Genomic DNA, 26,966 nt, shown 5'->3' with positions numbered 1-26,966 from the left:
CGGTCATTACATAAGAGCCTACGCCTCCCAACGAGTATTTTGAGCCTCCTCATGAGTGAATTAAAGACGATTTCGATCCGTGGCGCCCGCGAGCATAACCTCAAGGGCATCGATCTGGATTTGCCGCGCAACAAGCTGATCGTCATGACCGGGCTGTCGGGCTCCGGCAAATCTTCTCTCGCATTCGACACGATCTATGCGGAGGGGCAGCGTCGCTACGTCGAAAGCCTGTCGGCCTATGCCCGCCAGTTTCTGGAAATGATGCAGAAGCCCGACGTGGACCAGATCGAAGGTCTGTCGCCCGCCATATCCATCGAGCAGAAGACGACTTCGCGCAATCCGCGCTCGACGGTCGGAACTGTCACGGAAATCTATGACTACATGCGCCTACTGTTTGCGCGTGTCGGCGTTCCCTATTCGCCAGCGACCGGACTGCCCATCGAGAGCCAAACCGTCAGCCAGATGGTAGACCGCATCCTCGCCTTCGAGGAGGGAACACGGCTCTATATTCTTGCACCCATGATCAGAGGTCGTAAGGGCGAGTACAAAAAAGAGCTGGCCGAACTGATGAAGAAGGGCTTCCAGCGCGTCAAGGTGGACGGGCAGTTCTACGAAATTGCCGATGTCCCGGCGCTGGACAAGAAGTACAAGCACGATATCGACGTGGTTGTGGACCGCGCCGTTGTGCGGCCTGATATGGCTGCGCGTTTGGCTGACAGTCTTGAAACATGCCTGAAACTCGCAGACGGTCTGGCTGTTGCAGAATTTGCCGACAAGCCCCTTCCCCCAGAGGAAACGTCAGCCGGTGGTTCGGCCAATAAGTCGCTCAACGAAACCCATGAGCGGGTGCTTTTCTCGGAAAAATTCGCCTGCCCGGTTTCAGGTTTCACGATCTCCGAGATCGAACCGCGCCTGTTTTCCTTCAACAATCCCTTTGGCGCCTGCCCAACCTGCGATGGCCTTGGCTCGCAGCAGAAAGTCGATATTGCGCTCATCGTACCGGAGCCTGCTCGCACCTTGAAAGATGGTGCCGTCGCACCTTGGGCAAAGTCGTCGTCGCCCTATTACAATCAGACGTTGGAAGCGCTTGGCAAAGCATTCGGATTCAAGCTTTCCAGCCGCTGGAACGACCTGACGGATGCCGCGAAGAAGGCCATTCTTCACGGGACCGACGATAAGGTCGAGTTCGAGTATCAGGACGGCGCGCGCTCCTATAAGACGGTCAAGAACTTCGAAGGCATCGTTCCAAACCTCGAGCGCCGCTGGAAAGAGACTGATAGCGCCTGGGCGCGTGAAGAGATCGAACGCTACATGTCGGCAGCACCCTGCCCGGCCTGCGCCGGGTATCGCCTGAAGCCGGAAGCCCTGGCGGTGAAGATCAACAAGCTGCACATCGGCCAGATCACGGAAATGTCGATCCGCGTAGCACGCGACTGGTTCGAGGTTTTGCCGGAATCGCTCAATGCCAAACAGAATGAGATCGCCGTTCGTATCCTGAAGGAAATCCGCGAACGCCTGCGCTTCCTCAACGATGTCGGGCTGGATTATTTGAGCCTGTCGCGAAATTCCGGCACCCTGTCCGGTGGTGAGAGCCAGCGTATTCGCCTCGCCTCGCAAATCGGCTCCGGCCTCACAGGCGTTCTCTACGTTCTCGACGAGCCATCGATCGGCCTGCACCAGCGTGACAACGCACGTCTGCTGGAAACGCTGAAACATCTTCGCGATATCGGCAACACCGTCATCGTGGTCGAGCATGACGAAGACGCGATCATGACGGCGGATTACGTGGTTGATATTGGTCCCGCCGCTGGTATTCACGGTGGTGAGGTGATTGCCGAAGGTACGCCGCAGCAGGTGATGGCCAACCCGAAATCGCTGACCGGCAAGTATCTTTCCGGCGAACTTGGCGTGGCGGTTCCCAGTGAGCGCCGCAAGGCCAAGAAGGGTAAGGAAATCAAAGTCGTCGGCGCGCGCGGCAACAATTTGAAGAATGTCACCGCCTCCGTCCCGCTTGGCGTCTTCACTGCGGTGACTGGCGTTTCGGGTGGCGGAAAATCGACATTCCTGATTGAGACGCTGTATAAATCCGCGGCGCGGCGCGTCATGGGTGCGCGCGAAATTCCAGCCGAACATGACCGCATCGATGGCTTCGAATTCATCGACAAGGTCATCGATATCGATCAGTCACCCATCGGTCGCACACCGCGCTCCAACCCGGCCACCTACACGGGCGCTTTTACACCAATCCGCGACTGGTTTGCAGGTTTGCCGGAATCCAAGGCACGTGGTTATGCACCTGGTCGTTTCTCCTTCAACGTAAAGGGTGGTCGATGCGAGGCCTGTCAGGGTGATGGTGTCATCAAGATCGAGATGCACTTCTTGCCTGACGTTTACGTCACCTGTGACGTTTGCCACGGCAAGCGTTACAATCGTGAAACACTCGATGTGACGTTCAAGTCCAAATCCATCGCCGACGTTCTGGATATGACGGTCGAAGAAGGTGTGGAGTTCTTTGCGGCGGTACCTGCCGTGCGTGACAAGCTGCAGTCGCTGTTCGACGTCGGACTTGGCTACATCAAGGTTGGGCAGCAGGCCAACACCCTGTCGGGTGGTGAAGCGCAGCGCGTCAAGCTGGCGAAGGAGCTGTCCAAACGTTCAACAGGCCGCACGCTCTATATTCTCGACGAGCCAACGACCGGCCTGCATTTCCACGACGTCAACAAGCTCTTGGAAATGCTGCACGAACTCGTTAATCAGGGCAACTCCGTCGTCGTCATCGAGCACAATCTCGAAGTCATCAAGACTGCGGATTGGGTCATTGATATCGGTCCCGAAGGCGGTACTGGCGGCGGTGAGATCGTGGCAACCGGCACGCCGGAACAGATCGTCAAGGAGAAGCGCTCCTATACCGGTCATTTCCTGAAAGAACTGCTGGAGCGTCGTTCCGACCGAAAGATTGAGGCAGCGGAGTAACGCGCCCTCTGCACCGGGGCTAGGCATTCACGGGAGAGAAGAATGAGCAAGACTGGCACGATCCGCACCGGCATTGGCGGCTGGACCTTCGAGCCTTGGGAAGGCACATTCTATCCTGAAAAAATGCCGAAGCGACGTCAGCTCGAACATGCCAGCAGTCAGTTGGCGGCCATCGAGGTCAATGGCACCTATTACGGCAGCCAGAAACCGGAGACATTCGCGAAGTGGGCGTCGGAAGTCCCCGATGGCTTCATTTTCTCGCTAAAAGCCAGCCGCTTCGTGACGAACCGCAAGGTGTTGGCCGAGGCGGGTGAATCGATGGCGAAATTTCTCACCCAAGGCCTGACGGAGCTGGGCGATCATCTAGGCCCAATCCTGTGGCAATTTGCGCCGACAAAGAAATTCGAGCCGGAAGACTTCGCTGGCTTTCTGGCACTCCTGCCGGAAAAGCAGGACGGACTGACCTTGCAGCATGTGGTGGAGGTTCGCAATCCGAGCTTTCAGGTTCCCGAATTCATCGATCTTCTGGCAAAACACAAGGTTGCCGTCGTCTGCGCCGACCATCACGACTATCCGATGTTGCCGGATGTGACGGCTGACTTCGTCTATTGCCGCCTGCAAAAAGGCGAGGACGACATCGAAACATGCTATCCTGAGAAGGATGTAAAAGCCTGGGGCGAACGCTTGAAGACCTATGCTGGAGGTTCGGTACCGGATGACCTTCCGCTGATCGCGCCGGATCGAAGAGCAGAGAAAAAGTCACGCGACGTCTTTGCCTTCTTCATAACCGGCGGCAAGGTCAATGCTCCCAATGGCGCTAAGATGCTGCAAACATTGGTTTGATATTGGTGCGACACACGACGTGTCGCTATCCTGCCAGGGGCTCCTGCGCATCGAAATTGATGGCGGAAAAGGCCGCCGCGATCACTTCCGGGCCCGCACCTGGGCGGGTCGCATCACTCGACAGAATCTGGCGGAACCGGCGCGCACCGGGCAATCCCTGAAACAGCCCTACCATGTGACGGGTGACGTGGTTGAGACGCCCACCATTGGCGATGTAGTCGGCTGCGTAATCCATCATTTTATCTCGCAGCGCCAGCCAGTCAGGCACGCTTTCCGGCGCGCCGTAAATGCGATGATCGACATCCGCGAGGGTGGAGGTGTTGTGATAGGCAGCGCGGCCAAGCATCACCCCGTCCATATGTTTCAGATGCTCTTCGGCCTGATCGAGATCGGTGATTCCACCGTTGATGCCGATAAAAACGTCGGGATTTCGCTGCTTCATCCGGTAGACGAGGTCGTAGTCCAGCGGCGGCACGTCTCTGTTTTCCTTTGGCGACAGCCCCTGAAGCCATGCTTTTCGGGCGTGTACCCAGACTGCGTCGGCGCCCTCTGCCACCACGCGGGCGATGAAATCGGGCAGCACGATCTCAGGGTCCTGATCATCGACACCGATACGGCACTTTACAGTCACCGGCACGGTGGCGACGGATTTCATCGCGGACACGCAGCGCGCAACAGTTTCCGGCTCTCGCATGAGGCATGCACCGAATGTGCCTGATTGAACCCTGTCCGAGGGGCAGCCAACGTTGAGATTGATTTCGTCGTAACCGAAGTCTGCAGCAATCCGCACGGCTTCCGACAGCTTTGCCGGATCGGACCCACCAAGTTGAAGGGCGACCGGATGTTCCTGCACATGATAGCCCAGCAGCTTTTCCCGCTGCCCGTGGATAATGGCGTCCGCCACGATCATTTCGGTGTAGAGCAGCGCATGGCTGGATAGCTGCCGGTGCAGAAAACGGCATCGCGTGTCGGTCCAGTCGATCATCGGTGCGACTGCGAAGATTTTGCCGCCAGTGGCGCGTGCTTTTTGGTACATATCTCGTGAAACCTCTTAACGTCCGGCTTCTATCGCAATGCGCGGGATAATGCCAGTTTTCCCACGCCAGTGTTTTTTGAACTGGAATTCCAGGCAGAATCGAGGGACAACCAAAGACAGAAATCAGGAGCTCACCATGTCCGCGACCGTCATTCCCGTTCCACCATCCGTCCTGTTGCCCGTTGAAGGCAGCAGCGAGACTTTTCCGGTCCGCCGGGTGTATTGCGTGGGGCGGAACTATGCGGACCACGCCATCGAGATGGGTCATGATCCATCGCGCGAACCTCCGTTCTTCTTCCAGAAAAACGCTGAAAACCTTTTGCCCGCGGGCCAGGATTTCCCCTACCCGGCGCTGTCTTCGAACGTCCATTTCGAGGTCGAATGCGTCGTTGCGTTGAAAAGCGGCGGCTCCGACATTATGGTGGAAAACGCGCTCGATCATGTCTGGGGCTATGCCGTCGGCATCGATATGACGCGCCGTGACATGCAGGACACCCTGAAGAAGATGGGCCGTTCATGGGAAGGTGCCAAGGCGTTCGAGGCGTCCGCCCCCGTTTCGCCCCTCGTTCCCGCCTCGAAAATCGGCCACCCGGACAAAGGTGCTGTCTGGTTGGACGTCAACGGCGAGCGAAAGCAGTCCGGCGATCTCGACCAGATGATCTGGAAGACGGCTGAGATCATCGCCGAACTGTCCAAGCTTTTCACGCTGGCTGCTGGAGATGTGATCATGACCGGAACTCCCGCTGGTGTCGGCCCCATCGTCGAGGGTGACGTCATGACGTGTGGCGTGGATGGCGTCGGTGCGCTATCCGTTAAAGTCGTATAACGTAGAGGACAGGCCATGCCGCTTTATCGTCTGGGCGACCGTGCGCCGCAAACCCCTGCCCCTGACCACTACTGGGTCGCGCCCGATGCGAATGTCATCGGGTCCGTCACCATCGGCGAGGATGTCGGCATCTGGTTCGGCGCAACGTTGCGCGGCGATAATGAGCCGATCACCGTTGGGCGCGGCACCAATATTCAGGAAGGCGTGATGGTGCACAGCGATCCCGGCTTTCCGGCCACGATTGGCGAAGGTTGCACCATGGCCACCACGCCATCATTCATGGCTGCACCATTGGCGATAACTCGCTGGTCGGTATGGGTGCCACAGTGCTGAACGGCGCGAAGATCGGCAAGAACTGCCTGATCGGTGCCAATGCGCTGGTTACCGAAGGAAAGGAATTCCCCGACAATTCACTGATCGTCGGGTCACCTGCGCGGGCCATTCGCACGCTTGATGATGCGGCGGTTCAGTCCCTCAAGTCATCCGCCGCCAGGTATGTCGACAACTGGCGGCGCTTTTCCAGAGATTTGCAGCCGCTCTAGGCGGCGCAGGCTTCGCAAAGCCCACGTATTTCGATCGTGGTTTTTTCCGCCTTAAACTTCTGGTTCTTGACCCAATCACCCAGACGATGATCGATTTGGTGATCATGAAATTCCGTGACCTGACCGCAGGCGTTGCAAATGGCGAATGCGACCGTGCCGTGGTGGTGCGTGCAGCAATCCGTTTGCGTATGTGAGCACGCGACGAAAGCGTTGAGGCTCTCCAACCGGTGCACGATGCCGAGTTCGATCAGCTTTTCCAGCGCGCGGTAGACCTGCAAGGGCGCGCGAAAACCACTGTCCCGCAATTTGTCGAGAATAACGTAAGCGCTGAGCGGTGCCTGCGAGCGCGTGAGCGCATCGTAGACCAGAGACTGGTTGCGCGTGAGGTTTAGACTGGTCATGGGCGACCTCCCTGCTCTGCCTTTCGCGCGAATTTGGGCGCAGGCAAGAGACTGAAAATGAACAGCAGAACGGCTGCAACAACGATGGATGGTCCTGAAGGCGTATCGTAATGCAGCGAGCCCATCAACCCGCCAAAGACCGCGACTGCTCCGATGAGCGATGCCAAAACGGCCATGACTTCCGGCGTGGACGAGAAACGACGCGCTGTGGCTGCCGGAATGATGAGCAGCGATGTGATCAGCATGATGCCGACAATTTTCATGGCGATGGCGATGACGAGCGCCATCAGCAGCATGAACAGCAGTTTCGAGCGCTCCGGCCGCATGCCCTCCGCCTCGGCCAGTTCTGCATTGACCGTGGAAGCGAGCAGCGGTTTCCACAAATAGGCAATCGCAACCAGAACGACCACGCCGCCGCCCCATATCAGCTGGATATCCGACACGGTAACCGCCAGAATATCCCCGAATAGGAAAGCCACGAGATCGATACGGACCCAGGTCATGAAGGCCACGATGACCAGCCCGAAGGCAAGCGCCGAATGCGAGAGAATGCCTAGCAGGGCATCCGCAGACAGGGCCTGGCTCCGTTGCAGAAACAACAGGATCAGCGACACCAGGGACGCGACGATAAAGACGCTGACGATCAGATTGATCTGGAACAGCAGCGAGATCGCCACACCGAGCAACGCCGAATGTGCCATCGTATCGCCGAAATAGGCCATGCGACGCCAAACGACGAAACAGCCCAGCGGCCCCGCCATCAGGGCGACACCGATGCCCGCAACCATGGCCCGCACGAAGAAATCGTCAAACATGCTTTGCTCCCGGTACATGAGCCGCGTGCCCGGCATGATGGTGCCCATCGTCGTGATCATGGCCGCAACCGCAGTTGTCCTCGTGCGCGTGGTCGTGATGATGCCCGTCGTGCGGATGGCAATGGTCCGTCACGGATCCATCGGCATGTTGTACGCGTCCATCGGGCAGATGCGTATGGTCGTGATCGTGGCTGTAAACGGCAAGTCCACGTCCCGCAGCGCCACCGAACAGACGCATATATTCCGGACTCTGGCTGACCACCTGTGGTGTGCCACGGCAGCAGACGTGGCCGTTCAGGCAGATCACGGTATCGGTTTCCGCCATCACGACATGCAGATCATGCGAGATCAGCAAAATGCCGCAGCCGGTGGTGTTGCGAATGGTTTTGATAAGGTCGTAAAGGGCGATCTCGCCGGAAAAATCCACCCCCTGCACGGGCTCATCCAGCACAAGCAAATCCGGTTTGCGAGCCACGGCCCGCGCCAGCAACGCACGCTGAAATTCGCCGCCCGAGAGATGCTGCACTTCGGCCCTGGCCAGATGCAAAATGCCGGTTGCGTCGAGTGCGGCGTCGATTTCGCGGGCGGGCAATTGTCCGGTCAGCGTCATCAACCGCCGAACGGTCAGCGGCATGGTCCAGTCAACGGAAAGCTTCTGCGGCACATAGCCGACCTTCAACCCGGCGATGCGCTCGACATGTCCTTCATCTGGCTTCAGCACACCGGTCGCCATTTTCGCGCTGGTGGATTTGCCGGATCCGTTGGGGCCGATCAGCGTGACGATCTCGCCTCTGCCCACGGAAAACTCCACGCCACGCACCAGCCAGCGCCCCGCGCGCTGCACGCCAGCGTTGGAAAGAGAGACCAGTTTTCCGTCGGTTTTGACCGGAGAGTGAAGCATGTATTTTTCCGTTTGTCGGTGTTGCACATGGCTATCGCATACGTTATAGCGTTACGCAACATATGTAATAACATAACATATCCATACAAGTGGAGCATACCGCATGAAAACAATCGCCACCCTTCTTCTCGCCTCCGCAGCCATGATCGCATCGTCCAACGCCATGGCCGCGCCGAATGTGGTGGTTTCTATCAAACCTATTCATTCTCTCGTCGCGGCCATCATGCAGGGTGTCGGCGAACCGACATTGATCGTGGAAGGCGGCGCGTCTCCCCATACCTATTCGCTGAAGCCATCCAACGCGCGGGCTATCGAAGGCGCGGATGTTATCTTCTGGGTGGGTGACGGTCTTGAGAAGTTTCTGGAAAAGCCGCTTCATTCGCTGGCTGGCAAGGCTACGGTCATTGAGCTTGACGATGCGAAGGGCGTCGAGAAACTGCCGTTCCGTGAGGGTGGCCCTTTCGAGGCGCACGACCATGGTGAGCACGAAGGCCATGACCATGCAGAGGGTGACGACCACAAGCATGAGGAAGAGCATGCTCATAATCACAGCCACGACGACGGCCATGATCACGATGAGGGTGAGTATGACATGCACCTGTGGCTCGATCCGACCAATGCGAAAGCCATGGCCGTCGAAATCGAGAAGACCTTGATCACCGCCGATCCCGGCAATGCGAAGACCTATCAAGACAACACCCTGAAACTGGTGGATAAGCTCGACGCGCTGGATGCTGAGATTACAGCGAACGTTGCCCCCATCAAGGACAAACCCTTCGTCGTATTCCATGATGCCTACCAATATTTCGAACATCGCTACGGCGTGAAGACAGCCGGTTCGATTACCGTCAGCCCGGAGACCATTCCGGGTGCTGACCGCATCAAGCAGATTCATGCCAAGGTAAAGGAACTGAATGCGACCTGCGTCTTCGCAGAACCGCAGTTCGAGCCGAAGCTGGTCAATGTCGTCATCGAAGGTACGAATGCGAAGTCGGGCACGCTCGACCCGGAAGCAGGCACACTGGATGCCGGTCCCGATCTGTATTTCAAGCTGATGCGTGGCATCGCGACATCGCTAAAAGATTGCCTATCCTAAGATCGACTTTGTGAAGGGTGGCTTACGCCGCCCTTCATTTTGCCCAAAGATGTAATACTATTACAATGGAGTGCCACTATGACTGGGAAATTGCCCGTTACCGTTCTCTCTGGATTTCTGGGCGCTGGAAAAACCACGCTTCTCAATCATATCCTCGGGAACCGTGAGGGACTGCGCGTTGCGGTGATCGTCAACGATATGAGCGAAGTCAACATCGACGCCGCCTTGATCCGCGATGGCGGCGCCAATCTCTCCCGCACACAGGAACAGCTTGTCGAGATGACCAATGGATGCATCTGTTGCACGCTGCGTGATGATCTTTTGAACGAGGTCAGGCAATTGGCCGAGCAGGACAGGTTCGATTATCTGCTGATTGAATCAACGGGCATCGCTGAGCCCCTGCCCGTGGCTGCTACCTTCGATTTTCGTGATGAGAACGGCCAGAGCCTTTCCGATGTTGCCAAGCTCGATACGATGGTGACGGTGGTGGATTGCGCCAATTTGCTGAAAGATTATGGATCGGCAGATTTTCTGGCCGATCGTGGCGAGACGGCGGGAGATGGCGACAGCCGCACGTTAGTGGACCTGCTGGTTGAGCAGATCGAATTTGCAGACGTGGTCGTGCTGAACAAGGTATCCACCGCCACAGCTGCTGAGCGCGATGCTGCAAGAAAGATCGTCATCGGCCTCAACCCGGATGCAAAACTCATCGAGACGGATCATGGCAATGTCGACCTGAAGGCCGTTCTGGGCACAGGACTATTCGATTTCGCTGAGGCGGAAACCCATCCCCTGTGGTTCAAGGAGTTGCACGGCTTCAAGGGTCACATGCCGGAAACGGAAGAATACGGCATCCGCTCCTTCGTCTACCGCGCGAAGCGTCCATTCGACCCCGCCCGTTTTCACGCCTTCATCAACCGGGATTGGCCGGGCGTGATCCGAGCCAAAGGTTTCTTCTGGCTCGCAACACGACCTGATCATGTCGGAGAGATCAGTCAGGCGGGTGCCTTGGTAAAAACGGGTAAGATGGGACTGTGGTGGTCATCCGTTCCTAAGAAGCACTGGCCGGAAGACCCGGGCTTTGCGCGCATGCTGGCGCCTTATATGGATGACACATGGGGAGACCGGCGACAGGAAATCGTGTTCATCGGCGCAGACCCAATGAGTGAAGCCGAACTCCGACTGGCGCTGGATGCGTGCCTGATCGACGCGGCGACCTTTACGCCGAAGGCCTGGCGTTCGCTCACCGACCCCTTCCCCGATTGGAACAGGCGGGCGGCATGACGATGAGGACACCAGCCTCACGTTTTCAATGCGCTGCCGTGACGGATGACACGATCCCCGGAAACGACTGCGGCCATGGATATGATCCATGGCCGCAGGAGCAAGTTTCGGGTGATTTAGCGCGCGTTGGACAGGCCGATAATGAGGCCGTTCACGGCGTTGATCAGCAGATACTGATTGTCGACGCGCACCCAACGCTGGCCACGACCGGGCTCTCTCAGGTTATGCCGACGATAATCGCGGCGATCAACAAAGTGGCGGCGATCCTTCGCCGCTAGGCGCTGGCCACGGTCCCAACGATGCTTCTTGATGATCACCTTCTTGGTGGTGACCGTCCGTTCCATCGTTCGGTGGCCAGGACGGTCGTCATGGCGGCTCTGCGCTTGAGCGGCCAGGGGAGCAGCAAGCACGGTAGCGGCAAGAAGGATGGAGAAGATCTTTTTCATCGATGTTTCCTTTCGTGAAGTGATGGACAGACCATATCGTCACAACAATGAACGGAAACTGAATTTAGAAATTACAAATCCGTAATGATCGCAGCCATTTAGATCGATCAATTAAAGTTCATAATCAGTATTTGGTGAAAAAGCCGCCCCGGATTGTGCCGGGGCGACTTCAATTTCACTTTGCCCGCTCTGCGGATTTGGCCCAGAGGTTGATATCGGCGTCCTTCGCAAAACCATCGATTTCGGCCAGTTCTTCGGCGGTGAAATCGAGTTTATCTAGCGCCTTCACACAATCTTCCACCTGCTCTGGGCGGCTGGCACCGATGAGCGCAGTGGTAATGCGGCCACCTCTCAACACCCAGGCAATGGCCATTTGCGCCAGGGTCTGTCCGCGGCGTTCGGCAATGGCGTTCAGCCCGCGAATGTTCTCGATGTTGCGTTCATTGAGGAAGGCCGGGTTCAGCGACTTGCCCTGGCTGGCGCGGCTGGCATCCGGCACGCCGCCAAGATATTTCGCCGTCAGCATGCCCTGCGCCAACGGCGAGAAGACGATGGAGCCGATGCCGAGTTCTTCCAGCGTATCGACGAGACCGTCTTCTTCGATCCAGCGATTGATCATCGAGTAGCTGGGCTGATGAATGATGCAAGGCGTGCCCAGCTCTTTCAGAATCGCCGCAGCCTCACGCGTCCGCTGCGAATTGTAGGAGGAAATCCCGACATAAAGCGCCCTACCCGATCGAACGATGTGATCGAGCGCGCCGCAGGTTTCCTCAAGCGGCGTATCGGGGTCGAAACGGTGGGAATAGAAAATATCGACGTAATCCAGACCCATGCGCTTCAGGCTCTGGTCGCAGGAAGAAATCAGATACTTGCGGCTGCCCCATTCGCCGTATGGACCCGGCCACATGTTGTAACCAGCCTTGGACGAGATGACCAACTCATCTCGATAGCCAGAAAAATCCGTTCTCAGGATTTCGCCGAATGCCGTTTCCGCGCTGCCGGGAGGCGGACCGTAATTGTTGGCAAGATCGAAATGGGTGATGCCAAGATCGAATGCCTTGCGGCAAATCGCCTGCTTCGTCGCATGCGGCGTGTCATTGCCGAAATTGTGCCAGAGGCCCAGCGAAATCGCCGGAAGCTTCAGTCCCGTCTTGCCGCAGTGATTGTATTTCATGGACGCGTAACGGTTCTCAGCCGGTTGCCAAGCCATGGATATTCCTCCCTATGATGGATTTCAGCCTTCGTGAAAATGTGAAGGCTCTGGTTCTGTTGGTGGTCAAGCTAAAGACAAGTCGGCCCCGTTTCAACCTTGCGATTGAGACGAAAAGAGGTCGAAAATCCTGAAGTTTGGACGCGACATCGTTGCCGTATCCTTCGGTGAAAACACGATACGCCGCGTTTCTCCGGCCGCGAGGTCAAAGAGATTGTCGGAATACCGGCCTTCCATATCAGCCTCGATCATCACGAACAGCGCAAGGCCGCTGGTGGTGACCTCTATTTCGAACTGCCCGTCATCAAGCGCGCCAACCGAGTGGTCGAGGCCGGATGGTTGCAGGTCCAAAGCCTTGTAGGTATCGAGCACATGGTGGCCCTCACCCGTCATGCCGTTGGACGCAATGAAATTCCACGACAGCAGCGCACCCACCGGCAGTTGTCCAAGATCGACTTCCGCCATAACAACCGCTGCGTCTGGTCCGCAGCTTCCGCTGGCGGATTTGAGCGGGGTGCGCATCCCATCGGTCGAAAGCGCAAAAATGTTCATATCGATGTCCACCGTCTCCGCCGTGTCGTTGACGGTGGAAAAGCGGACGGTCTTGCCGTTTTCGGACGGAATGGCCGAAACCGTCACAGGCTGGAAGAAACGGCGGGCCGCGTAATGCAGCGCTTTCCAGCTGCCGCCGTAATCAAGGCTGGACCAGGATGCGACCGGCCATGTGTCGTTGAGCTGCCAATAGAGTGTGCCCATGCAATGCGGTTTCAGCGAGCGCCAATATTCCACCGCCGTCTTGATGGCGAGTGCCTGCTGAACCTGACTGATGTAGACGAAATTCGGGAAGTCTTTCGGGAACCGGAAATAGCGGAACATGGTGCCCGCGATACGCTCGTTGCCACCCGCATTCTTCTGATGCAGCTCGATCACCGGCGACGAGATATTCATGTCCTTTTCGTCGGCATAGGTGCCGATGACCGGCATGGAGGTGTAGGACTGGAAACCGAATTCCGAGCAGAAGCGCGGCTTGACCGCACGGTAATTGTCGAAGGATTTGTTCTCGTGCCAGACGGACCAATAGTGCATGTCGCCTGAACCGTCCGAATGCCAGGCATCGCCGTAGTCCATATAACCGGATGCCGGGCTGGAGGGCCACCATAGCGATGATGGTGCGGCCTTCTTCAGCGCTTTCTCGATTGTCCGGTTCAGCCGGTCATAGGCGACCAGATAACGGTCGCGATTGTCGCGGGATTGATCGAACCATGTGAGCGCACCGACAAGCTCATTGTCACCGCACCAGAGCGCGATGGACGGATGCGAGAACAGGCGCTTGACCTGATAGGTGACTTCCTGCTCCACATTGTCCAGAAAGTCGTCGGTGCAGGGGTAGAGATTGCAGGCAAACATGAAGTCCTGCCACACCATAAGACCCATCCGGTCGCAGAGGTCGTAAAACCAGTCCTGCTCATAAAAGCCACCGCCCCAGACGCGGATCATGTTCATATTGGCTTCGACCGCCGAACACAAAAGGTCCTCGGTCTTTTCACGGCTGCTGAGCGAATGCAGCGCGTCGGCGGGAATCCAGTTCGCGCCTCGGCAGAAAATCTCGCGCCCGTTGATGCGGAACGCAAAGCGGCTCCCCGCCTCATCCTTATCCGTCAGCAGTTCCACTGTTCGAAAACCGATCTGCCGCGTCACGGTTTCATCCGGTAGCTCGACAGTCAGTGTGTAAAGCGATTGCTCGCCGCTGCCCGCTGGCCACCACAGCTTCGGGTTCTCAACGAAGAAAACATGCCGCACCACAGTTTCTCCAGCACCGACGCCGCAGTCCAGCCGCAGCCGTTCATCACCGAGAGAAAGGTGGATGGGCAGACTGGCGGCGGCTTTCGCATGGAGCGTCAGCTCCACATGCAGTTCCACCCCGCCATCGACGTGGTGCTGCGTGGTCGTGAGATGTTCGATCCGCGCCGTATCCAGACGCCGCAGCGCGATAGTGCCATAGAGCCCGAGCGGCGCCAGCGCGATGTTCCAGTCCCAGCCAAAGTGGCATTGCGGCTTGCGCAGCATATTGCCATGCGGGATGGGTGAGTTGCCGGGATGATACGGGACGTAGAACGGCTGCGCAGCCTGACGCTCGGCACCCGCCTTGATGCTGGAATGGAAATGAATCCGAATGACGTTTTCGCCCTGCACCAGCGCGTTGGAGACATCAGGGCGATAGCGGCGGAAGCAATTGTCGGCGGAAAGCACAGGCGTATCGTTGACGAACACGACCGCGACCGTATCGAGATAATCGATGTCCAGATACCAGTCCGCATCGGCGTGATCGACGTAAAAGCGGCGCTCTATCACCCAGTCGCGATGCGCCACCCACTGCACGTCGTTCTCGTTGCGTCCGAAATAGGGGTCGGGAATGATCTCCGCTTTTCGCAACGCCGTGTGCACATCGCCTGGAATGGTGATCGTGGTGGAATGCTCTCCATCATCCATCGCCAGTGTCCATTCACCCGAGAGGTCGATTACAACGTCGCTTGCGTAGGAGGATGTCATGCTCATGCCCTGTCATTCGATTTTCAGCGGGTGGAGAACGGTGAGATAGCGCTTCAAACGGGCAGTCAACCGAAACTCGGATGGCTTCCAAGAAACGACAGATATCCTCCTGATGGCAACGTTACCGGAAAATTTTCCGACCGTCACGGGTTGGCGGAAAGATTGTTTTGGCGACGATAACTCTTGAAGAAAAACATATCATTCTTAAAACATATCAGTTATTTATTGAAGTTTTTTAATTCTCTCTGTCACCGATTTTTGTGTGATCGTTCTTCAAATTATCACAGATGAAAATGCGCATCTAACACGCTCAGCGCCAAGAATATCTGTTTTGAAACTGCATCGTTGCAGTTTTTCTCATCTACACGTCGTCACCCACAGTCTCCATGCTTTGCAATCCTAGAAAAGCGAACTACCATATGAGCCAGCGATGTATGGTGAGTGTCGACATGAATGACAGCATAAAATCTGAAACGAACGGACAGAAGCTTCCCGGCTACGAGCGCCCGACACTCAAGACGATTGCCTACATGACCGGGCTTGGTATCACCACCGTCTCGCGTGCTCTGAAAGATGCTCCCGATATCGGCGCAGAGACCAAGGAGCGAGTGCGTCAGGTTGCCCAGCAGATCGGCTATCAACCGAACCGCGCGGGCGTGCGTCTGCGGACCGGCAAGACCAACGTCATCGCTCTGGTGCTGAGTGTAGACGAAGAGTTGATGGGTTTCACCACGCAGCTGGTGTTCGGTATTACCGAAGTGCTGTCCAACACGCAGTATCACCTCGTTGTCACGCCACACACCCACGCCAAAGACCCGATGATTCCGATCCGTTATATTCTCGATACCGGGTCAGCCGATGGCGTGATCATTTCGAAGTTACAGCCGGATGACCCGCGTGTTCGCTTCATGACGGAGCGCAACATGCCCTTCGCGACCCACGGTCGAACCGATATGGGCATAGAGCATCCCTTTCATGATTTTGACAATGAAGCTTACGCCTATGAGGCGGTGAAGCGGCTGGCGCAGTGCGGGCGAAAGCGCATCGCCGTGCTTCTGCCACCGACACAGTTTTCATATCACGATTTCGCGCGGCGTGGGATCGAGCGGGGCCTCAAAGATTTCGGGCTCAGTGAATTTCCGCTGCATGGCATCATCAGCAACGACACGCCCCTCGACCAGATCAAGGAGGTCAGCCGCACGCTGATGAGCCAACCAGATTATCCAGACGGGCTCGTCTCAATCAGCGGCACGTCCACCATCGCCTTCGTGGCAGGTGTCGAAGAAACCGGCAAGAAGGTCGGCACGGATATCGACGTCGTGTCCAAGCAGTCGGCAGACTTCCTGAACTGGCTGCGCCCGGAAATCCATACGGTGAACGAGGATATCAAGCTGGCAGGCCGTGAACTGGCCAAGGCGCTGCTGGCGCGCATCGATGGAAAGTCGGTAGACGGATTGCAGACGCTCAGCCAACCGGTCTGGTCCAGCCGCGCTCCGAAATTCGGTGCATAGCAAAAGGCCCGCTTGACGCGGGCCTTCCTGTTTTACTTTCCGAAGATGTCGAGACCGCTGCCCCACGGGCCGTGCGGCTTGTCCACACCGTCGGTGCGCTCGAAACCATGCGCGCCGAAGAAGTCGCGCTGCGCCTGAATGAGATTGGCGCTGCCACGGGCACGGCGGTAGGCATCGAAATAACCTAGGGCAGACGCGAGCGCCGGAACCGGCAAGCCGGAGAGAACGGCATGCGAGACCACGCGACGAAGCGGAGCATCCGTGTCTTTCACCATCTGCGAAAAAGCTGGCGTCACGATCAGGTTGGCAACATGCGGGTCCTTGGTGAAGGCCGATGTGATTTCATCCAGGAACTGCGAACGGATGATGCAGCCAGCGCGCCAGATGCGGGCGATGGTCGGCATCGGCAGATCCCAGCCAAATTCCTTGGAGGCAGCCGCCATGACAGCAAAGCCCTGCGCATAGGCGCCGATCTTCGCTGCCAGCAGTGCACTTTCCAGATCAGCGATGAATGCCTTTTTGTCAGCAGGCGCAGGCAGCGCCTTCGGCAGGCCGAGAATGTTTTCAGCCGATTCGCGCTCGGTCTTCTGCGAAGACAGGATGCGGGCTGCAACAGCGGCTTCTATAGCCGTGGCGGCAACGCCCATGTTCTGCGCTTCGATGACCGACCACTTGCCGGTGCCCTTCTGGCCAGCTTTGTCGAGAATGAGATCAACCATTGGCTTGCCGGTGATCGGGTCTGCGGCGCGCAGAACCTTTTCGGTGATTTCGATGAGGTAGGAGTTCAGGCGACCCTTGTTCCACTCACCGAAAACATCGGCGATTTCGGCAGCGCTGAGGTTCAGGCCATCACGCAGAATGCCATAGATTTCGGCAATCATCTGCATGTCGGCATATTCGATGCCGTTATGGATGGTCTTGACGAAGTGGCCTGCGCCGTCATTGCCGAGCCAAGCTACGCATGGATCATTGTCGTACTTGGCGGAGATGGAGGTCAGAACCTTCTCGACGCGCTTCCAGCTGTCTTCCGTGCCGCCAACCATGATGGATGGACCGTGGCGCGCACCTTCTTCACCACCGGATACACCCATGCCGATAAAGGTCAGGTCGGTATCCTTGAGCGTGTCGAAGCGACGGATCGTATCGCGGAAATTCGCATTTCCGGCGTCGATCATGATGTCGCCCTTTTCGAGGTACGGCTTCAGAATTTCCATCTGCTGATCGACCGGCTCACCGGCCTTGATCATGATGATGATGGGGCGTGGCGGGCGGATGGCTGCGACGAACTCTTCGATGGTTTCGCAAGGAATGATCTGGCCCTGCAACTCGCCAGCATCTGCGTAAAATTTCTTCGTGACTTCCGGGGTTCGGTTGAAAACAGCAATCTTGTTGCCTTTTTCTGCGATGTTGAGCGCGAGGTTGGACCCCATTACGCCAAGACCGATCAAACCGATTTCTGCCTGTTCCACGGATGTATCTCCAAATTGCTTTTAACGGCGATGTTGTGGCACTCTAATGTGAAAACGGCAAGGCTAGCGGGAACTGAAACGATTATATTTTGATGACGCAAGTCAGCTTTTCAGACGGCGCCCCAACGCAAGGATCAAAGGCCGGGCCTATCATCTCCATCATCCAGCGCCCGCCATGCGGCACCATCCATATCGTCATACTGACCGCTTTTGAGCGACCACATGAAGGCAAGAAGACCCAGAGCCCCCAGCAGAAGCGCGACCGGTATCAGGAAGATCAGCATATTCATGCGAAGCTCATCTCCGGGGTTTTGTTTTCGACGTCATTCACGTCAGACTTATCCGCACCATTGAGCCGCAGGGCGTTGACGACCACAATGATCGATGATGTCGACATGGCGATGGCGGCAATCATCGGCGTCGCATAACCGGCGAGTGCAATCGGCACCGCGATGATGTTGTAACCAATTGCCAGCGCGAAATTCTGGCGGACCAACCGGCCTGCCTTGCGCGACGTATCGACCGCAAAAGCGACCGAGCGCAGATCGGTGCGCATGAACACGAAGTCAGCCGCCTGCCTGCCAATGTCGGCAGCCGTGGCCGGTGCCATCGAAACATGCGCGGCGGCCAGCGCCGGTGCATCGTTGATGCCATCCCCCACCATCAAAACCTTGCGCCCTTCCGCCGCCAGTGCCGCGCAGCGCCCTGCCTTTTCCGCAGGCGTCAACGCACCATTCCAGACGGCAATACCAATACGCTGCGCCAGCACGGCGACTGCGGTTGGTCGGTCGCCAGAGACGATCTCGGCGGAAAAGCCTGCTGCGGATAGTTGTGCAATCGTCGCTGCGACACCCGGACGTATCATGTCTTCGAACTGAAAACTCGCGAGCTCTCGACTGTCCAGCGATAAGACGACTTCGGAGGTGGAGCGCAGATCGCCCGCCTCATTCCGCGCATCACAAGCAAAACGTCTGTTGCCGAGGCGGTAGGTGCCGGAGGAAGACGTTGCCTCGATGCCCGAGCCGGGAATTTCCGTTACATCGGTAAAGACAGGCAATGGCCCGCGCACTGCACGGTGCAGCGTCTGCGACAACGGATGACGTGAGTTTGCGGCGATACCGGCGGCGATAGCCATCGTTTCGGAAGCGATGCTCGATGCGTTCACCAGCCGTGGTTGACCCAGCGTCAAGGTCCCCGTCTTGTCGAATAGCGCAGTGTCGGCCTCTGCCAACCTTTCCATGGCGGAACCATCCTTGACCATGATGCCGTGTTTGAACAGCCGTCCGGCGGCCACCACTTGCACAACGGGCACGGCAATGCCCAGCGCGCAGGGGCAGGTGATGATCAGCACAGCAATGGCAATCAACATCGCCTGCTTCCAGTCTCCACCGAAAACACCCCAGGCCACGAAGGAGGTCAGTGCCAGAAGGTGGACGACCGGGGAGTAATATTGCGCGGCGCGGTCTGCCAGACGGCGATAACGCGCCCTACCCCCTTCAGCCGCTTCCATCAGGCCGATGATTTCGGACAGGAAGGAATCGCGAGACAGCGCCGTCGCTTCCATGATGAGCGGCCCGGTCAGATTGAGCGTTCCGGCCTGAATATCATCTCCCACCCGCACCACGCGCGGTGCGCTTTCACCATTGGCAATGGATACGTCCAGATCGCTGTTCCCGCTGATAACGCGGCCATCCACGGGCACCCGGTCGCCAGCAGCAATCGCAATGCGGTCGCCCGGCACGATCTCGGTCACGGCCCGATACTCCCTGATGCCGTCATCCAGAAGAACGGTCGCACCACGGGGTGACAGTCGTGCCAGCCCGGCAATGGCAGACCGCGCCTTGTCGCGCATGACATGGTCCAGCGTGCGGCCGATCAGCAGGAAGAACAGCAGCGATACGGTTGCATCGAACCAGGCATGTTCGCCGCTGTGTATCGTCTCCCAGATCGAGACACTGTAGGAAAGTGTGATGGCCAGCGCGATTGGGACATCCATGTTCGTCCGGCGATGCTTCAGCGCATTGTAAGCCGATTGATAGAAGAAGCGGCCACCATAGATCAGCGCCGGTGCGGCAATCAGCGCCGAGAGCCAGTGGAACATGTCACGCGTGGAAGCATCAGCGCCAGACCACACGGAAATCGACAGCAGCATGATGTTGACGGCGGCAAAGCCGGTCAGCCCGACAGCGCGGATCAGCTGATTGCGCATCTCGTCCGCCGTGTCTTGACCAGATCCGAACAGATGCGTCTCGTAACCTGTCGATGCCACCGCCTGCGCCAGATCGGCCGGATTGGTTTTGATACCATCGACCTCCTCATTCCAGACAATGGAAATGCGTTTCGAGGACAGGTTGACGCGGGCGCGCTCCACCTGCGGCATGGTGGTCAAGGCCGTTTCGAGGGTGACGATGCAGGCACCGCAATAGACGCCGGGCACGGCAAGATCGGTCTGCCGCAACCCCTGCCCCAGATCACGGCTGGACAGCATCAGCTCTTCCGAAGACGGCAGGGCCTTTTTCAGCCCCGCCTGTTCAAGCGCAATCTCGGTTCCGGGCGCGCAGCAGCTCATCTCACGCCTCCCGCCACATCGATCCGGGTGCCCTCATGCACGATGATTTTTCCGTCCTTCAAGGCCGTCGCTTCGACAATCCAGTCACCAGCGGCCAGCTCGTGCTGGGCGCTGAACAGATTGATCGTCTGCTTCGCCAGCGGCAGCGTGAAGTCCTGATGCTCACCAACCGGGCGGCGAAAATTAAGCGTGACGGTGTCGGTATCGATGGCTCCCCTCTGAGGGTGCGACACGTCGTAGGTCACCACATTTCCATCGATATGAAGCTTGCCGACAATGCCGCTGGCTGCGCGGGCCTTGGCCGCTTCCGCCTTGCCGTTAAACTGCTGGCTGGCGACGTAGGTGTTTTGCACCACCAGCCCGCTCCAGCTCGTCACCGCATTCCAGGCCATCGTCACATTCACCGAAATGATTGTGCCGAAGAACAGGAGCATGATGGTCAGCATGTGCCAGCCGGTGAAGGTGAAGCCCGGCTTTTCGCGATGTTCAGCGCTCATTTCTTCGCTCCCGGCCCGTTGAAGACGGCCCTGTAGTGTGCAGTTTCGGAATATTGGTCATCGACCGCTATGAATTGAAAATCTTCGGATGCGCGGTAAGCGGTGCCGTTCGGCATGGTGACGAACACCCGCAGGCTGGTGACTTCATCCGGCTTCGCGTCGATGGTGAATGTGCGGGCGGGCGTGTCAGCGATGCCATTGATCTTCATGACCGCGTCTGGAAGCCCTTCAAGCGACAGGGTGATGCTGCGTGGCTGGGCAATCATGTTCAGCAGCCGAACGGTGTAGCCGTTGCGGATTGAGCCGTCTGATTCCATCACATATTGCGGGTTGCGATCATGCAGCACATTGACCGACAGCCGCTCCCGCGTCGCCAGCGTCACGAGCATGACGACACCCACCAGGCACCAGACCGTCAAATAAAACACGGTGCGCGGACGAAAGATGATGCGCCAGTCGAAGTGCCTGACGGCCTCCACGAAACGTCCATCCGGTTTGCGGACATTCGATGGACGTATCGCGTACGCGCCGTCACCCGTCGCCAGCGCCATGTTCGATTCGTATTCGGCAAGCGTCGCATAGGCGATAAGGCCGCGTGGCTTCGACAGCTTGTCCATCACGCTATCGCAGGCATCGATGCACAGCGCGCAGGTAATGCACTCCATCTGCTGCCCGTCTCTAATATCAATCCCCATGGGACAGACAGCGACGCAGGCATTGCAATCCACGCAATCACCAACGGGTTCACCGGCGGCCATGGCCTTCTTGGCATGGCGCGAACGTGGTTCTCCACGCCAGTCATTATAGGTCACGACAAGCGAATGCTCATCCAGCATCGCGCCCTGAATACGGGGCCATGGGCACATATAGGTGCAGACCTGTTCGCGCATCAGCCCACCCAGAATGTACGTCGTCGCCGTCAGGGTCGCTACGGTGTAATAGGCGATCATTGCGGCATCGCCGGTCAGAAACTGCATGACAAGCGTTGGCGCGTCGGCAAAGTAGAAAATCCAAGCGCCGCCGGTTAGAACACCGATAATGAGCCAGATCGCGTGCTTGACCACGCGCTTGCGAATCTTCGTCAATGTCCACGGACCGGCATCCAGCTTCATCCGTGCATTTCTGTCGCCTTCGATAAAGCGCTCTACGACGAGAAAAAGATCGACCCACACGGTCTGCGGGCAGGTATATCCGCACCATGCGCGCCCGACTGCGGAGGTCAGCAGAAACAACCCAAAGCCCGCCATGACCAGCAGCCCGGCAACGTAGAAGAATTCCTGCGGCCATATCTCGATGAAGAAAAAGTAGAAACGGCGGCTGGCGATATCGATCAGAACCGCCTGATCCGGCGCGTAGGGTCCGCGATCCCACCTGATCCATGGCGTCAAGTAATAGATGCCGAGCGTGATGAGCATGACGATCCATTTGAACTGTCGAAACCGGCCCTCTGCACGTTTGGGAAAGATCTTCCTGCGCGCTTCATAAAGTGGCTGTCGGACCTTTGCGGAATTGACAGGCTCGGCATTCAGTCTTTGAACCGCATCCGCGCCATCGCCATTTTTATCCGCCGTGTATATGTTCATGGTCATGCATGTCCGGTTTCTTCCTTTGCGTTTTGGCACTTCGCCGGGCAATCATCCTTGACTTAGGTCAAGTGAGGACAAAGTGGCGCAGCCGGAAACACGCGCTGTAAGGAGGCAGAAATGACCGTCATGACCGCACGCATCGTCCACATCTCGGTCAAACGTCCATGGAGAGAGGTTTATGCCTACGCGTCTGATGCGTCGCGAATGCCTGAATGGGCAGCAGGGCTGGCCAGTGGGCTTGAGCAGCGCGGCGATGTGTGGATTGCGTCCGGCCCGCTTGGTGATGTTCGGGTCAAGTTCGCGGAACCGAACGACTTCGGCGTCATCGATCACGTCGTCACGATGCCCGATGGGCTGGAGGTTTATAACGCGCTGCGAGTCACGCCCAATGGTGATGGCGCGGAGGTGGCATTCACGGTTCTCAAGCTGCCCGGCATGGGAGATGCCGAGTTTGAGCGCGATGCCGCAACGGTACTTGCGGATTTAAAGGCGTTGAAGGGGATTTTGGAGGGTAAGTGAGTCAGGCTCACACCTCACTGACGTCATCCTCGGGCTTGTCCCGAGGATCCAATCACGTCTCCAAAATTGCTACGTAGCAGATGCTCGGGACAGGCCCGAGCATGACGTCGGGGGAACATCAAAGCAGCGCATTTAACTTGGCAACGGGCCCCCCTACTCCCCACCACCCAGCGAGTGTACAAACAACGTCAGTTGCTTGACCGTCGTATCGCCAAGGCGCTCACCCCAGGCGGGCATCACACCATGCTTGGGTGCGCGTATCTGGGCGATAATCCCATCCTCACCGTGTGATTTCAGCCAGATGGCGTCGGCAAGGTTCGGGGCGCCCATATCGCGGTTACCCTTGGCATCGTCACCATGACAGGATGCGCAATTGTCAGCAAAGAGTTTCGCGCCTGGCTCCACCATGGATGGATCGCGCGGCGTTCCCGTCAGGCTGACGACATAGGCGGCGACTTCACGAATTTCCTCTGGTTTCAGCATTTCACCAAAGGCTGGCATTTCCGAGATGCGTGTGTCGGCATCTTCGGCAAAACGAATACCGTGGGTGATCGTGGTATGGATGTCGTTGACGTTACCGCCCCACAGCCAATCGTCGTCGTTGAGGTTGGGATAGCCGTTACCGCCCTCCGCGCCTGAACCGTGGCACTGGATGCAGTTGATCTTGAAGGCTGCGGCACCACCGGCGACGGCGAACTGCATGAGTTCGCCGTTTTTTTGAATGTCCTCCAGCGAAGACGACGCGATCTTCTCCAGGTAAACAGTCTGCGCCGATTTCGCATCGGCGGTTTCAGCCACGAAATCAGCACGGCTGTGCCAGCCAAGAAGACCTTTCGTGGAACCGCTGATCAGCGGCCATGCGGGATAAGCGATGGTATAGCCGATGGCCCAGACGATGGTGGCGTAGAAGGTCCACACCCACCAGCGCGGCATCGGGTTGTTCAGTTCGCGGATGCCATCCCACTCGTGACCGGTGGTCTCGACGCCGCTGATATCGTCAATGTGTTTATCGGACATGATCAGTCCTCCCTGAGCGGAATGCTGGCGGCATCGTCGGCCGATGTCTTGGAGCCGGGTCTCAGCGTGAAGACAACGACACCTGCGAAAAAAAGGGTCATGACAAGCAGGCCCCAGCTATCGGCGAAGTGGCGCATGGCGGTGTAGGTTTCCATGGCGTTTCTCCTCAGCGATAACCGGCGGCATCGTCATAGGTCGAGAAATCGACCAGCGTGCCGAGCATTTGCAGATAGGCGACCAGCGCATCCATTTCGGTGACCTTGGTCGGGTCACCATCGAAATCGCCGATCTTCGCTTTCGGGTAGCGTGCCTCCAGCGCCGTCGTATCGGCATTGGGGTCGGCCTGCGCTTTCAGGTCGGCTGCCGCGTTTTCGATCATCTCGTCGCTATAGGGCACACCGACGGCGCGGTTGGCCTTCAGCTCCATAGATGCATCGGGAACCTTGAGCGGTGTCGTCTTGAGAAAGGAATAGCTCGGCATCACCGATTCCGGCACCACGGCCCGTGGTTCGCTCAGGTGCTGAACGTGCCACTCGTTGGAGTAGCGACCACCGACGCGGGCCAGATCCGGCCCCGTGCGTTTGGAGCCCCACTGGAATGGATGGTCGTACATGCTTTCCGCTGCAAGGCTGTAATGGCCGTAACGCTCGACCTCATCGCGGAAAGGCCGGATCATCTGGCTGTGACAGGTGTAGCATCCTTCACGGATGTAGATGTTCCGCCCGGCCAGCTCCAGCGGCGCATAGGGGCGCATGCCCTCCACTTTCTCGATGGTGTTTTCGAGGTAGAACAGCGGCGCGATCTCGACGATGCCGCCGATGGCGACGACGACGAGAGAACCAACGAGAAGCAGGGTGGCGTTTCGTTCGATGACGCCATGTTTGTCAAGAATGGACATGGTTGGTTCTCCTTATTCCGCTGGCTGCAGCTTGGGCGTAGCGCTCTTGAAGCCCGCCTCTTCGCGCTGGTAGCCGAGAATTGTCATGGTGACGTTGTAGGCCATGATCAGCGCGCCCCCGAGGAACAGCGCCCCGCCCAGTGCACGCAGCACGTAGTATGGGAAGAGTGCGGCGACCGTTTCGGCAAACGAGTAGACCAGGAAGCCCTGCGCATCATATTCGCGCCACATCAGACCCTGCTGGATACCGGCCACCCACATGACGGCGGCGTAGACGACGATGCCGAGCGTGGCGAGCCAGAAGTGCCAGTTGACCATGCGCAAGCTATAGAGCCGTTCACGTCCCCAGAGCTTCGGCGTCAGGTAATAGATCGCACCGAAGGTGATCATGCCGTTCCAGCCGAGAGCGCCGGAATGCACGTGACCGATGGTCCAGTCGGTATAATGGCTGAGCGAATTGACGGCCTTGATGGACATCATCGGTCCCTCGAAGGTCGCCATGCCATAGAAGGCGACCGCCATGACCATCATACGCACGATCGGATCGGTGCGGATCTTGTCCCAGGCGCCCGACAACGTCATCAGGCCATTGATCATGCCACCCCACGACGGCATCCACAGCATGATGGAAAACACCATGCCCAGCGTCTGCGCCCAGTCGGGCAGCGCCGTGTAATGCAGGTGGTGAGGACCGGCCCAAATATACATGAAGATCAGCGCCCAGAAGTGGATGATCGACAGCCGGTAGGAATAAACAGGGCGATTCACCTGCTTGGGAATAAAGTAATACATCATGCCCAGGAAGCCTGCCGTCAGGAAGAAACCGACCGCGTTGTGGCCATACCACCACTGCGTCAACGCATCCTGCACGCCGGAGAAGGCCGAGTAGCTTTTCACGCCGAGAAACGACACCGGAACCGCCAGATTATTGACGACGTGCAGCATGGCGATGGTGACGATGAAGCCGAGGTAGAACCAATTCGCCACATAGATATGCGGCTCCTTGCGCTTCAGGATCGTGCCAAGGAAGGTGACGAGATAGGTGACCCAGACGATGGTGAGCCAGATATCGACATACCATTCCGGCTCCGCATATTCCTTGCTCTGGGTAATGCCCAGCAGATATCCGGTCGCCGCCATGACGATGAACAGGTTGTAGCCCCAGAACACGAACCAGCCGAGATCACCACCGAACAGCCGAGCGCGCGATGTTCGCTGAACGACATAGAAAGACGTCGCAATCAGTGCATTGCCGCCAAAGGCGAAAATGACGGCGGATGTGTGCAGCGGGCGAACACGACCAAAGTTGAACCATGGCTCGATATTCAAATCGGGAAAGGCCAGTTGCAGGGCGATGATGACGCCCACCAGAAACCCGACGACGCCCCAGAACACCGTGGCAATCACACCGTACCGTACGACTTCGTCGAAATATTCGGATTCGCGTTGTTCTCTCGAGATCGGCTTCACCGGCGCAAAGGACGCGCGGCGCAACATCAGCGCGGTGCCGGTCACGAGCAGGAAAAACAGCACCCACATATGGGCAGCAAAAAGATCATCGTGAGCGAAGGCCGCCCCGAGCAGCGCGAGGAAAGCCCCCACGGCCACCATCGCAGTTCCTAAAACAGAGTTCATTGTTGGTTTCCCCCAACGTCATCGCAGTTACGACGCGGGGCATGGGCCAGCAGAAATTGGCAAGCGTGCTTTCGCGTCGTCTGCTGCTTTGCCACTGAGATGGGCAAGTGGCCTTGATTTGGATCAAGTCGGGGAGTTCGGGATGGAGTTTACGTGATGAAAGGGTGGGCGGCGTAATCGAGCTTTGTAGTTTAGGGGGTACCACACCCGCCGCCCTCATGCTGAGGTGGGAGCGAAGCGACCCTCGAAGCATCCGCCGCATACTCCTGCCTCAAGCCCGCACCCCTCGTCCTTCGAGGCTCCGGCTGCGCCTCCGCACCTCAGGATGAGGGTTGCTCTGTT

The 26,966-nt window shown here is 57.8% G+C and carries 23 protein-coding genes and 1 pseudogene; 8 read left to right on the top strand and 16 right to left on the bottom strand.

The annotated features are described in order from the left end of the window. The first annotated feature begins 51 nt into the window (after window positions 1-51). Together uvrA and QRN55_RS23565 are read left to right on the top strand one after the other, a co-directional pair. Entirely contained in the window at window positions 52-2,973 is a 2,922-nt protein-coding gene (uvrA, locus tag QRN55_RS23570; RefSeq protein WP_284778516.1) for an excinuclease ABC subunit UvrA, read from the top strand. Between the two features lie 42 nt (window positions 2,974-3,015). After that, a complete protein-coding gene (locus QRN55_RS23565) occupies window positions 3,016-3,816 on the top strand; it encodes a DUF72 domain-containing protein (protein ID WP_284778515.1) in 801 nt (266 codons plus the stop codon). 25 nt (window positions 3,817-3,841) lie between these two features. Here QRN55_RS23565 and dusA read toward each other — a convergent pair whose 3' ends face one another. Next, the gene (gene dusA, locus QRN55_RS23560) at window positions 3,842-4,852 is read right to left on the bottom strand and encodes a tRNA dihydrouridine(20/20a) synthase DusA (RefSeq protein WP_284778514.1); all 1,011 of its coding nucleotides are present in this window, start codon (window positions 4,850-4,852) and stop codon (window positions 3,842-3,844) included. Between the two features lie 136 nt (window positions 4,853-4,988). Here dusA and QRN55_RS23555 point away from each other — a divergent pair, with 136 nt between their 5' ends. Both QRN55_RS23555 and QRN55_RS23550 read left to right on the top strand, forming a co-directional pair. After that, a complete protein-coding gene (locus QRN55_RS23555) occupies window positions 4,989-5,678 on the top strand; it encodes a fumarylacetoacetate hydrolase family protein (RefSeq protein ID WP_284778513.1) in 690 nt (229 codons plus the stop codon). A gap of 15 nt (window positions 5,679-5,693) precedes the next feature. Next, window positions 5,694-6,220: pseudogene (locus QRN55_RS23550) on the top strand (gamma carbonic anhydrase family protein). Here the strand turns inward: QRN55_RS23550 and QRN55_RS23545 are convergent. From QRN55_RS23545 to znuC, 3 genes are read right to left on the bottom strand one after another with little or no spacing between them, the layout of a single operon-like run. Then, window positions 6,217-6,621 (bottom strand): Fur family transcriptional regulator, encoded by a 405-nt coding sequence (locus QRN55_RS23545; RefSeq protein ID WP_111838361.1) that lies wholly within the window; start codon window positions 6,619-6,621, stop codon window positions 6,217-6,219. The pseudogene QRN55_RS23550 and the gene QRN55_RS23545 overlap by 4 nt on opposite strands. Beyond that, a complete protein-coding gene (znuB, locus tag QRN55_RS23540; protein ID WP_284778512.1) occupies window positions 6,618-7,436 on the bottom strand; it encodes a zinc ABC transporter permease subunit ZnuB in 819 nt (272 codons plus the stop codon). The genes QRN55_RS23545 and znuB overlap by 4 nt, the downstream gene beginning before the upstream one ends. Then, window positions 7,429-8,337, bottom strand: a complete 909-nt coding sequence (gene znuC / locus QRN55_RS23535; protein WP_284778511.1) for a zinc ABC transporter ATP-binding protein ZnuC — start codon at window positions 8,335-8,337, stop codon at window positions 7,429-7,431. The genes znuB and znuC overlap by 8 nt, the downstream gene beginning before the upstream one ends. Window positions 8,338-8,440: 103 nt before the next feature. Between znuC and znuA the strand changes: the two genes are divergently transcribed. Both znuA and zigA read left to right on the top strand, forming a co-directional pair. Next, window positions 8,441-9,433, top strand: a complete 993-nt coding sequence (gene znuA, locus QRN55_RS23530) for a zinc ABC transporter substrate-binding protein ZnuA (protein ID WP_284778510.1) — start codon at window positions 8,441-8,443, stop codon at window positions 9,431-9,433. A gap of 78 nt (window positions 9,434-9,511) precedes the next feature. Then, window positions 9,512-10,717, top strand: coding sequence for a zinc metallochaperone GTPase ZigA (gene zigA / locus QRN55_RS23525; RefSeq protein ID WP_233136459.1), 1,206 nt, complete (start codon window positions 9,512-9,514; stop codon window positions 10,715-10,717). 116 nt (window positions 10,718-10,833) lie between these two features. Here the strand turns inward: zigA and QRN55_RS23520 are convergent, their stop codons facing one another. The 3 genes from QRN55_RS23520 to QRN55_RS23510 form a co-directional block, all read right to left on the bottom strand. Next, the gene (locus tag QRN55_RS23520) at window positions 10,834-11,163 is read right to left on the bottom strand and encodes an RcnB family protein (protein ID WP_284778509.1); all 330 of its coding nucleotides are present in this window, start codon (window positions 11,161-11,163) and stop codon (window positions 10,834-10,836) included. 175 nt (window positions 11,164-11,338) lie between these two features. After that, window positions 11,339-12,373 (bottom strand): L-glyceraldehyde 3-phosphate reductase, encoded by a 1,035-nt coding sequence (gene mgrA / locus QRN55_RS23515; RefSeq protein ID WP_284778508.1) that lies wholly within the window; start codon window positions 12,371-12,373, stop codon window positions 11,339-11,341. Window positions 12,374-12,466: 93 nt separating this feature from the next. Continuing rightward, window positions 12,467-14,929 (bottom strand): beta-mannosidase, encoded by a 2,463-nt coding sequence (locus tag QRN55_RS23510; protein WP_502871369.1) that lies wholly within the window; start codon window positions 14,927-14,929, stop codon window positions 12,467-12,469. 443 nt (window positions 14,930-15,372) lie between these two features. On the opposite strand from QRN55_RS23510, the gene QRN55_RS23505 reads away from it, so the two are divergent. Beyond that, a complete protein-coding gene (locus QRN55_RS23505) occupies window positions 15,373-16,434 on the top strand; it encodes a LacI family transcriptional regulator (protein ID WP_284778506.1) in 1,062 nt (353 codons plus the stop codon). A gap of 32 nt (window positions 16,435-16,466) precedes the next feature. Here the strand turns inward: QRN55_RS23505 and gnd are convergent, their stop codons facing one another. From gnd to ccoG, 5 genes are all read right to left on the bottom strand, one after another. Further along, window positions 16,467-17,903: an NADP-dependent phosphogluconate dehydrogenase gene (gene gnd / locus QRN55_RS23500; protein WP_284778505.1), complete on the bottom strand. Its 1,437-nt coding sequence runs from the start codon at window positions 17,901-17,903 to the stop codon at window positions 16,467-16,469. A gap of 134 nt (window positions 17,904-18,037) precedes the next feature. Next, window positions 18,038-18,193 carry a cbb3-type cytochrome oxidase assembly protein CcoS gene (gene ccoS, locus QRN55_RS23495; RefSeq protein ID WP_284778504.1) on the bottom strand — a complete coding sequence of 52 codons (156 nt, stop codon included), beginning with the start codon at window positions 18,191-18,193 and terminating at the stop codon, window positions 18,038-18,040. Continuing rightward, window positions 18,190-20,472 carry a cation-translocating P-type ATPase gene (locus QRN55_RS23490; RefSeq protein WP_284778503.1) on the bottom strand — a complete coding sequence of 761 codons (2,283 nt, stop codon included), beginning with the start codon at window positions 20,470-20,472 and terminating at the stop codon, window positions 18,190-18,192. Before QRN55_RS23490 ends, ccoS begins: the two co-directional genes overlap by 4 nt. Then, the gene (locus QRN55_RS23485; protein WP_233123215.1) at window positions 20,469-20,969 is read right to left on the bottom strand and encodes a FixH family protein; all 501 of its coding nucleotides are present in this window, start codon (window positions 20,967-20,969) and stop codon (window positions 20,469-20,471) included. The genes QRN55_RS23490 and QRN55_RS23485 overlap by 4 nt, the downstream gene beginning before the upstream one ends. Then, on the bottom strand, window positions 20,966-22,552 hold the full coding sequence (gene ccoG, locus QRN55_RS23480; RefSeq protein ID WP_284778538.1) for a cytochrome c oxidase accessory protein CcoG: 1,587 nt from the start codon (window positions 22,550-22,552) through the stop codon (window positions 20,966-20,968). Before ccoG ends, QRN55_RS23485 begins: the two co-directional genes overlap by 4 nt. A 120-nt stretch (window positions 22,553-22,672) precedes the next feature. On the opposite strand from ccoG, the gene QRN55_RS23475 reads away from it, so the two are divergent. Further along, window positions 22,673-23,074 (top strand): SRPBCC family protein, encoded by a 402-nt coding sequence (locus QRN55_RS23475; protein ID WP_284778502.1) that lies wholly within the window; start codon window positions 22,673-22,675, stop codon window positions 23,072-23,074. Between the two features lie 153 nt (window positions 23,075-23,227). Here QRN55_RS23475 and ccoP read toward each other — a convergent pair whose 3' ends face one another. Genes ccoP through ccoN form a run of 4 tightly spaced genes read right to left on the bottom strand, consistent with a single transcriptional unit; the run spans window position 23,228 to window position 26,624 of the window. Further along, window positions 23,228-24,091, bottom strand: coding sequence for a cytochrome-c oxidase, cbb3-type subunit III (gene ccoP, locus QRN55_RS23470; RefSeq protein ID WP_284778501.1), 864 nt, complete (start codon window positions 24,089-24,091; stop codon window positions 23,228-23,230). Window positions 24,092-24,093: 2 nt separating this feature from the next. Continuing rightward, window positions 24,094-24,246 (bottom strand): cbb3-type cytochrome c oxidase subunit 3, encoded by a 153-nt coding sequence (locus tag QRN55_RS23465; RefSeq protein ID WP_111838372.1) that lies wholly within the window; start codon window positions 24,244-24,246, stop codon window positions 24,094-24,096. An 11-nt stretch (window positions 24,247-24,257) separates the two neighbouring features. Further along, window positions 24,258-24,989 carry a cytochrome-c oxidase, cbb3-type subunit II gene (ccoO, locus tag QRN55_RS23460; RefSeq protein WP_111838373.1) on the bottom strand — a complete coding sequence of 244 codons (732 nt, stop codon included), beginning with the start codon at window positions 24,987-24,989 and terminating at the stop codon, window positions 24,258-24,260. Window positions 24,990-25,001: 12 nt separating this feature from the next. Then, a complete protein-coding gene (gene ccoN, locus QRN55_RS23455; RefSeq protein WP_284778500.1) occupies window positions 25,002-26,624 on the bottom strand; it encodes a cytochrome-c oxidase, cbb3-type subunit I in 1,623 nt (540 codons plus the stop codon). Window positions 26,625-26,966: the final 342 nt, after the last annotated feature.

The sequence above is a fragment of the Agrobacterium sp. lyk4-40-TYG-31 genome, assembly GCF_030209855.1.
GTDB classification, from domain to species: Bacteria; Pseudomonadota; Alphaproteobacteria; order Rhizobiales; family Rhizobiaceae; genus Agrobacterium; species Agrobacterium vaccinii.
The sequence above is the reverse complement of the archived record's forward strand: the minus strand, read 5'-3'. Positions and strand labels throughout refer to the sequence as shown.

What these genes read in the sequence shown, in the direction of transcription:
- uvrA (WP_284778516.1), top strand. Translation starts at nt 52, where the DNA reads ATGAGTGAATTAAAGACGATTTCGATCCGTGGCGCCCGCGAGCATAAC.
- QRN55_RS23565 (WP_284778515.1), top strand. Translation starts at nt 3,016, where the DNA reads ATGAGCAAGACTGGCACGATCCGCACCGGCATTGGCGGCTGGACCTTC.
- dusA (WP_284778514.1), bottom strand. Translation starts at nt 4,852, where the DNA reads ATGTACCAAAAAGCACGCGCCACTGGCGGCAAAATCTTCGCAGTCGCA.
- QRN55_RS23555 (WP_284778513.1), top strand. Translation starts at nt 4,989, where the DNA reads ATGTCCGCGACCGTCATTCCCGTTCCACCATCCGTCCTGTTGCCCGTT.
- QRN55_RS23545 (WP_111838361.1), bottom strand. Translation starts at nt 6,621, where the DNA reads ATGACCAGTCTAAACCTCACGCGCAACCAGTCTCTGGTCTACGATGCG.
- znuB (WP_284778512.1), bottom strand. Translation starts at nt 7,436, where the DNA reads ATGTTTGACGATTTCTTCGTGCGGGCCATGGTTGCGGGCATCGGTGTC.
- znuC (WP_284778511.1), bottom strand. Translation starts at nt 8,337, where the DNA reads ATGCTTCACTCTCCGGTCAAAACCGACGGAAAACTGGTCTCTCTTTCC.
- znuA (WP_284778510.1), top strand. Translation starts at nt 8,441, where the DNA reads ATGAAAACAATCGCCACCCTTCTTCTCGCCTCCGCAGCCATGATCGCA.
- zigA (WP_233136459.1), top strand. Translation starts at nt 9,512, where the DNA reads ATGACTGGGAAATTGCCCGTTACCGTTCTCTCTGGATTTCTGGGCGCT.
- QRN55_RS23520 (WP_284778509.1), bottom strand. Translation starts at nt 11,163, where the DNA reads ATGAAAAAGATCTTCTCCATCCTTCTTGCCGCTACCGTGCTTGCTGCT.
- mgrA (WP_284778508.1), bottom strand. Translation starts at nt 12,373, where the DNA reads ATGGCTTGGCAACCGGCTGAGAACCGTTACGCGTCCATGAAATACAAT.
- QRN55_RS23510 (WP_502871369.1), bottom strand. Translation starts at nt 14,929, where the DNA reads ATGAGCATGACATCCTCCTACGCAAGCGACGTTGTAATCGACCTCTCG.
- QRN55_RS23505 (WP_284778506.1), top strand. Translation starts at nt 15,373, where the DNA reads ATGAATGACAGCATAAAATCTGAAACGAACGGACAGAAGCTTCCCGGC.
- ccoS (WP_284778504.1), bottom strand. Translation starts at nt 18,193, where the DNA reads ATGAATATGCTGATCTTCCTGATACCGGTCGCGCTTCTGCTGGGGGCT.
- QRN55_RS23490 (WP_284778503.1), bottom strand. Translation starts at nt 20,472, where the DNA reads ATGAGCTGCTGCGCGCCCGGAACCGAGATTGCGCTTGAACAGGCGGGG.
- QRN55_RS23485 (WP_233123215.1), bottom strand. Translation starts at nt 20,969, where the DNA reads ATGAGCGCTGAACATCGCGAAAAGCCGGGCTTCACCTTCACCGGCTGG.
- ccoG (WP_284778538.1), bottom strand. Translation starts at nt 22,552, where the DNA reads ATGAACATATACACGGCGGATAAAAATGGCGATGGCGCGGATGCGGTT.
- QRN55_RS23475 (WP_284778502.1), top strand. Translation starts at nt 22,673, where the DNA reads ATGACCGTCATGACCGCACGCATCGTCCACATCTCGGTCAAACGTCCA.
- ccoP (WP_284778501.1), bottom strand. Translation starts at nt 24,091, where the DNA reads ATGTCCGATAAACACATTGACGATATCAGCGGCGTCGAGACCACCGGT.
- QRN55_RS23465 (WP_111838372.1), bottom strand. Translation starts at nt 24,246, where the DNA reads ATGGAAACCTACACCGCCATGCGCCACTTCGCCGATAGCTGGGGCCTG.
- ccoO (WP_111838373.1), bottom strand. Translation starts at nt 24,989, where the DNA reads ATGTCCATTCTTGACAAACATGGCGTCATCGAACGAAACGCCACCCTG.
- ccoN (WP_284778500.1), bottom strand. Translation starts at nt 26,624, where the DNA reads ATGAACTCTGTTTTAGGAACTGCGATGGTGGCCGTGGGGGCTTTCCTC.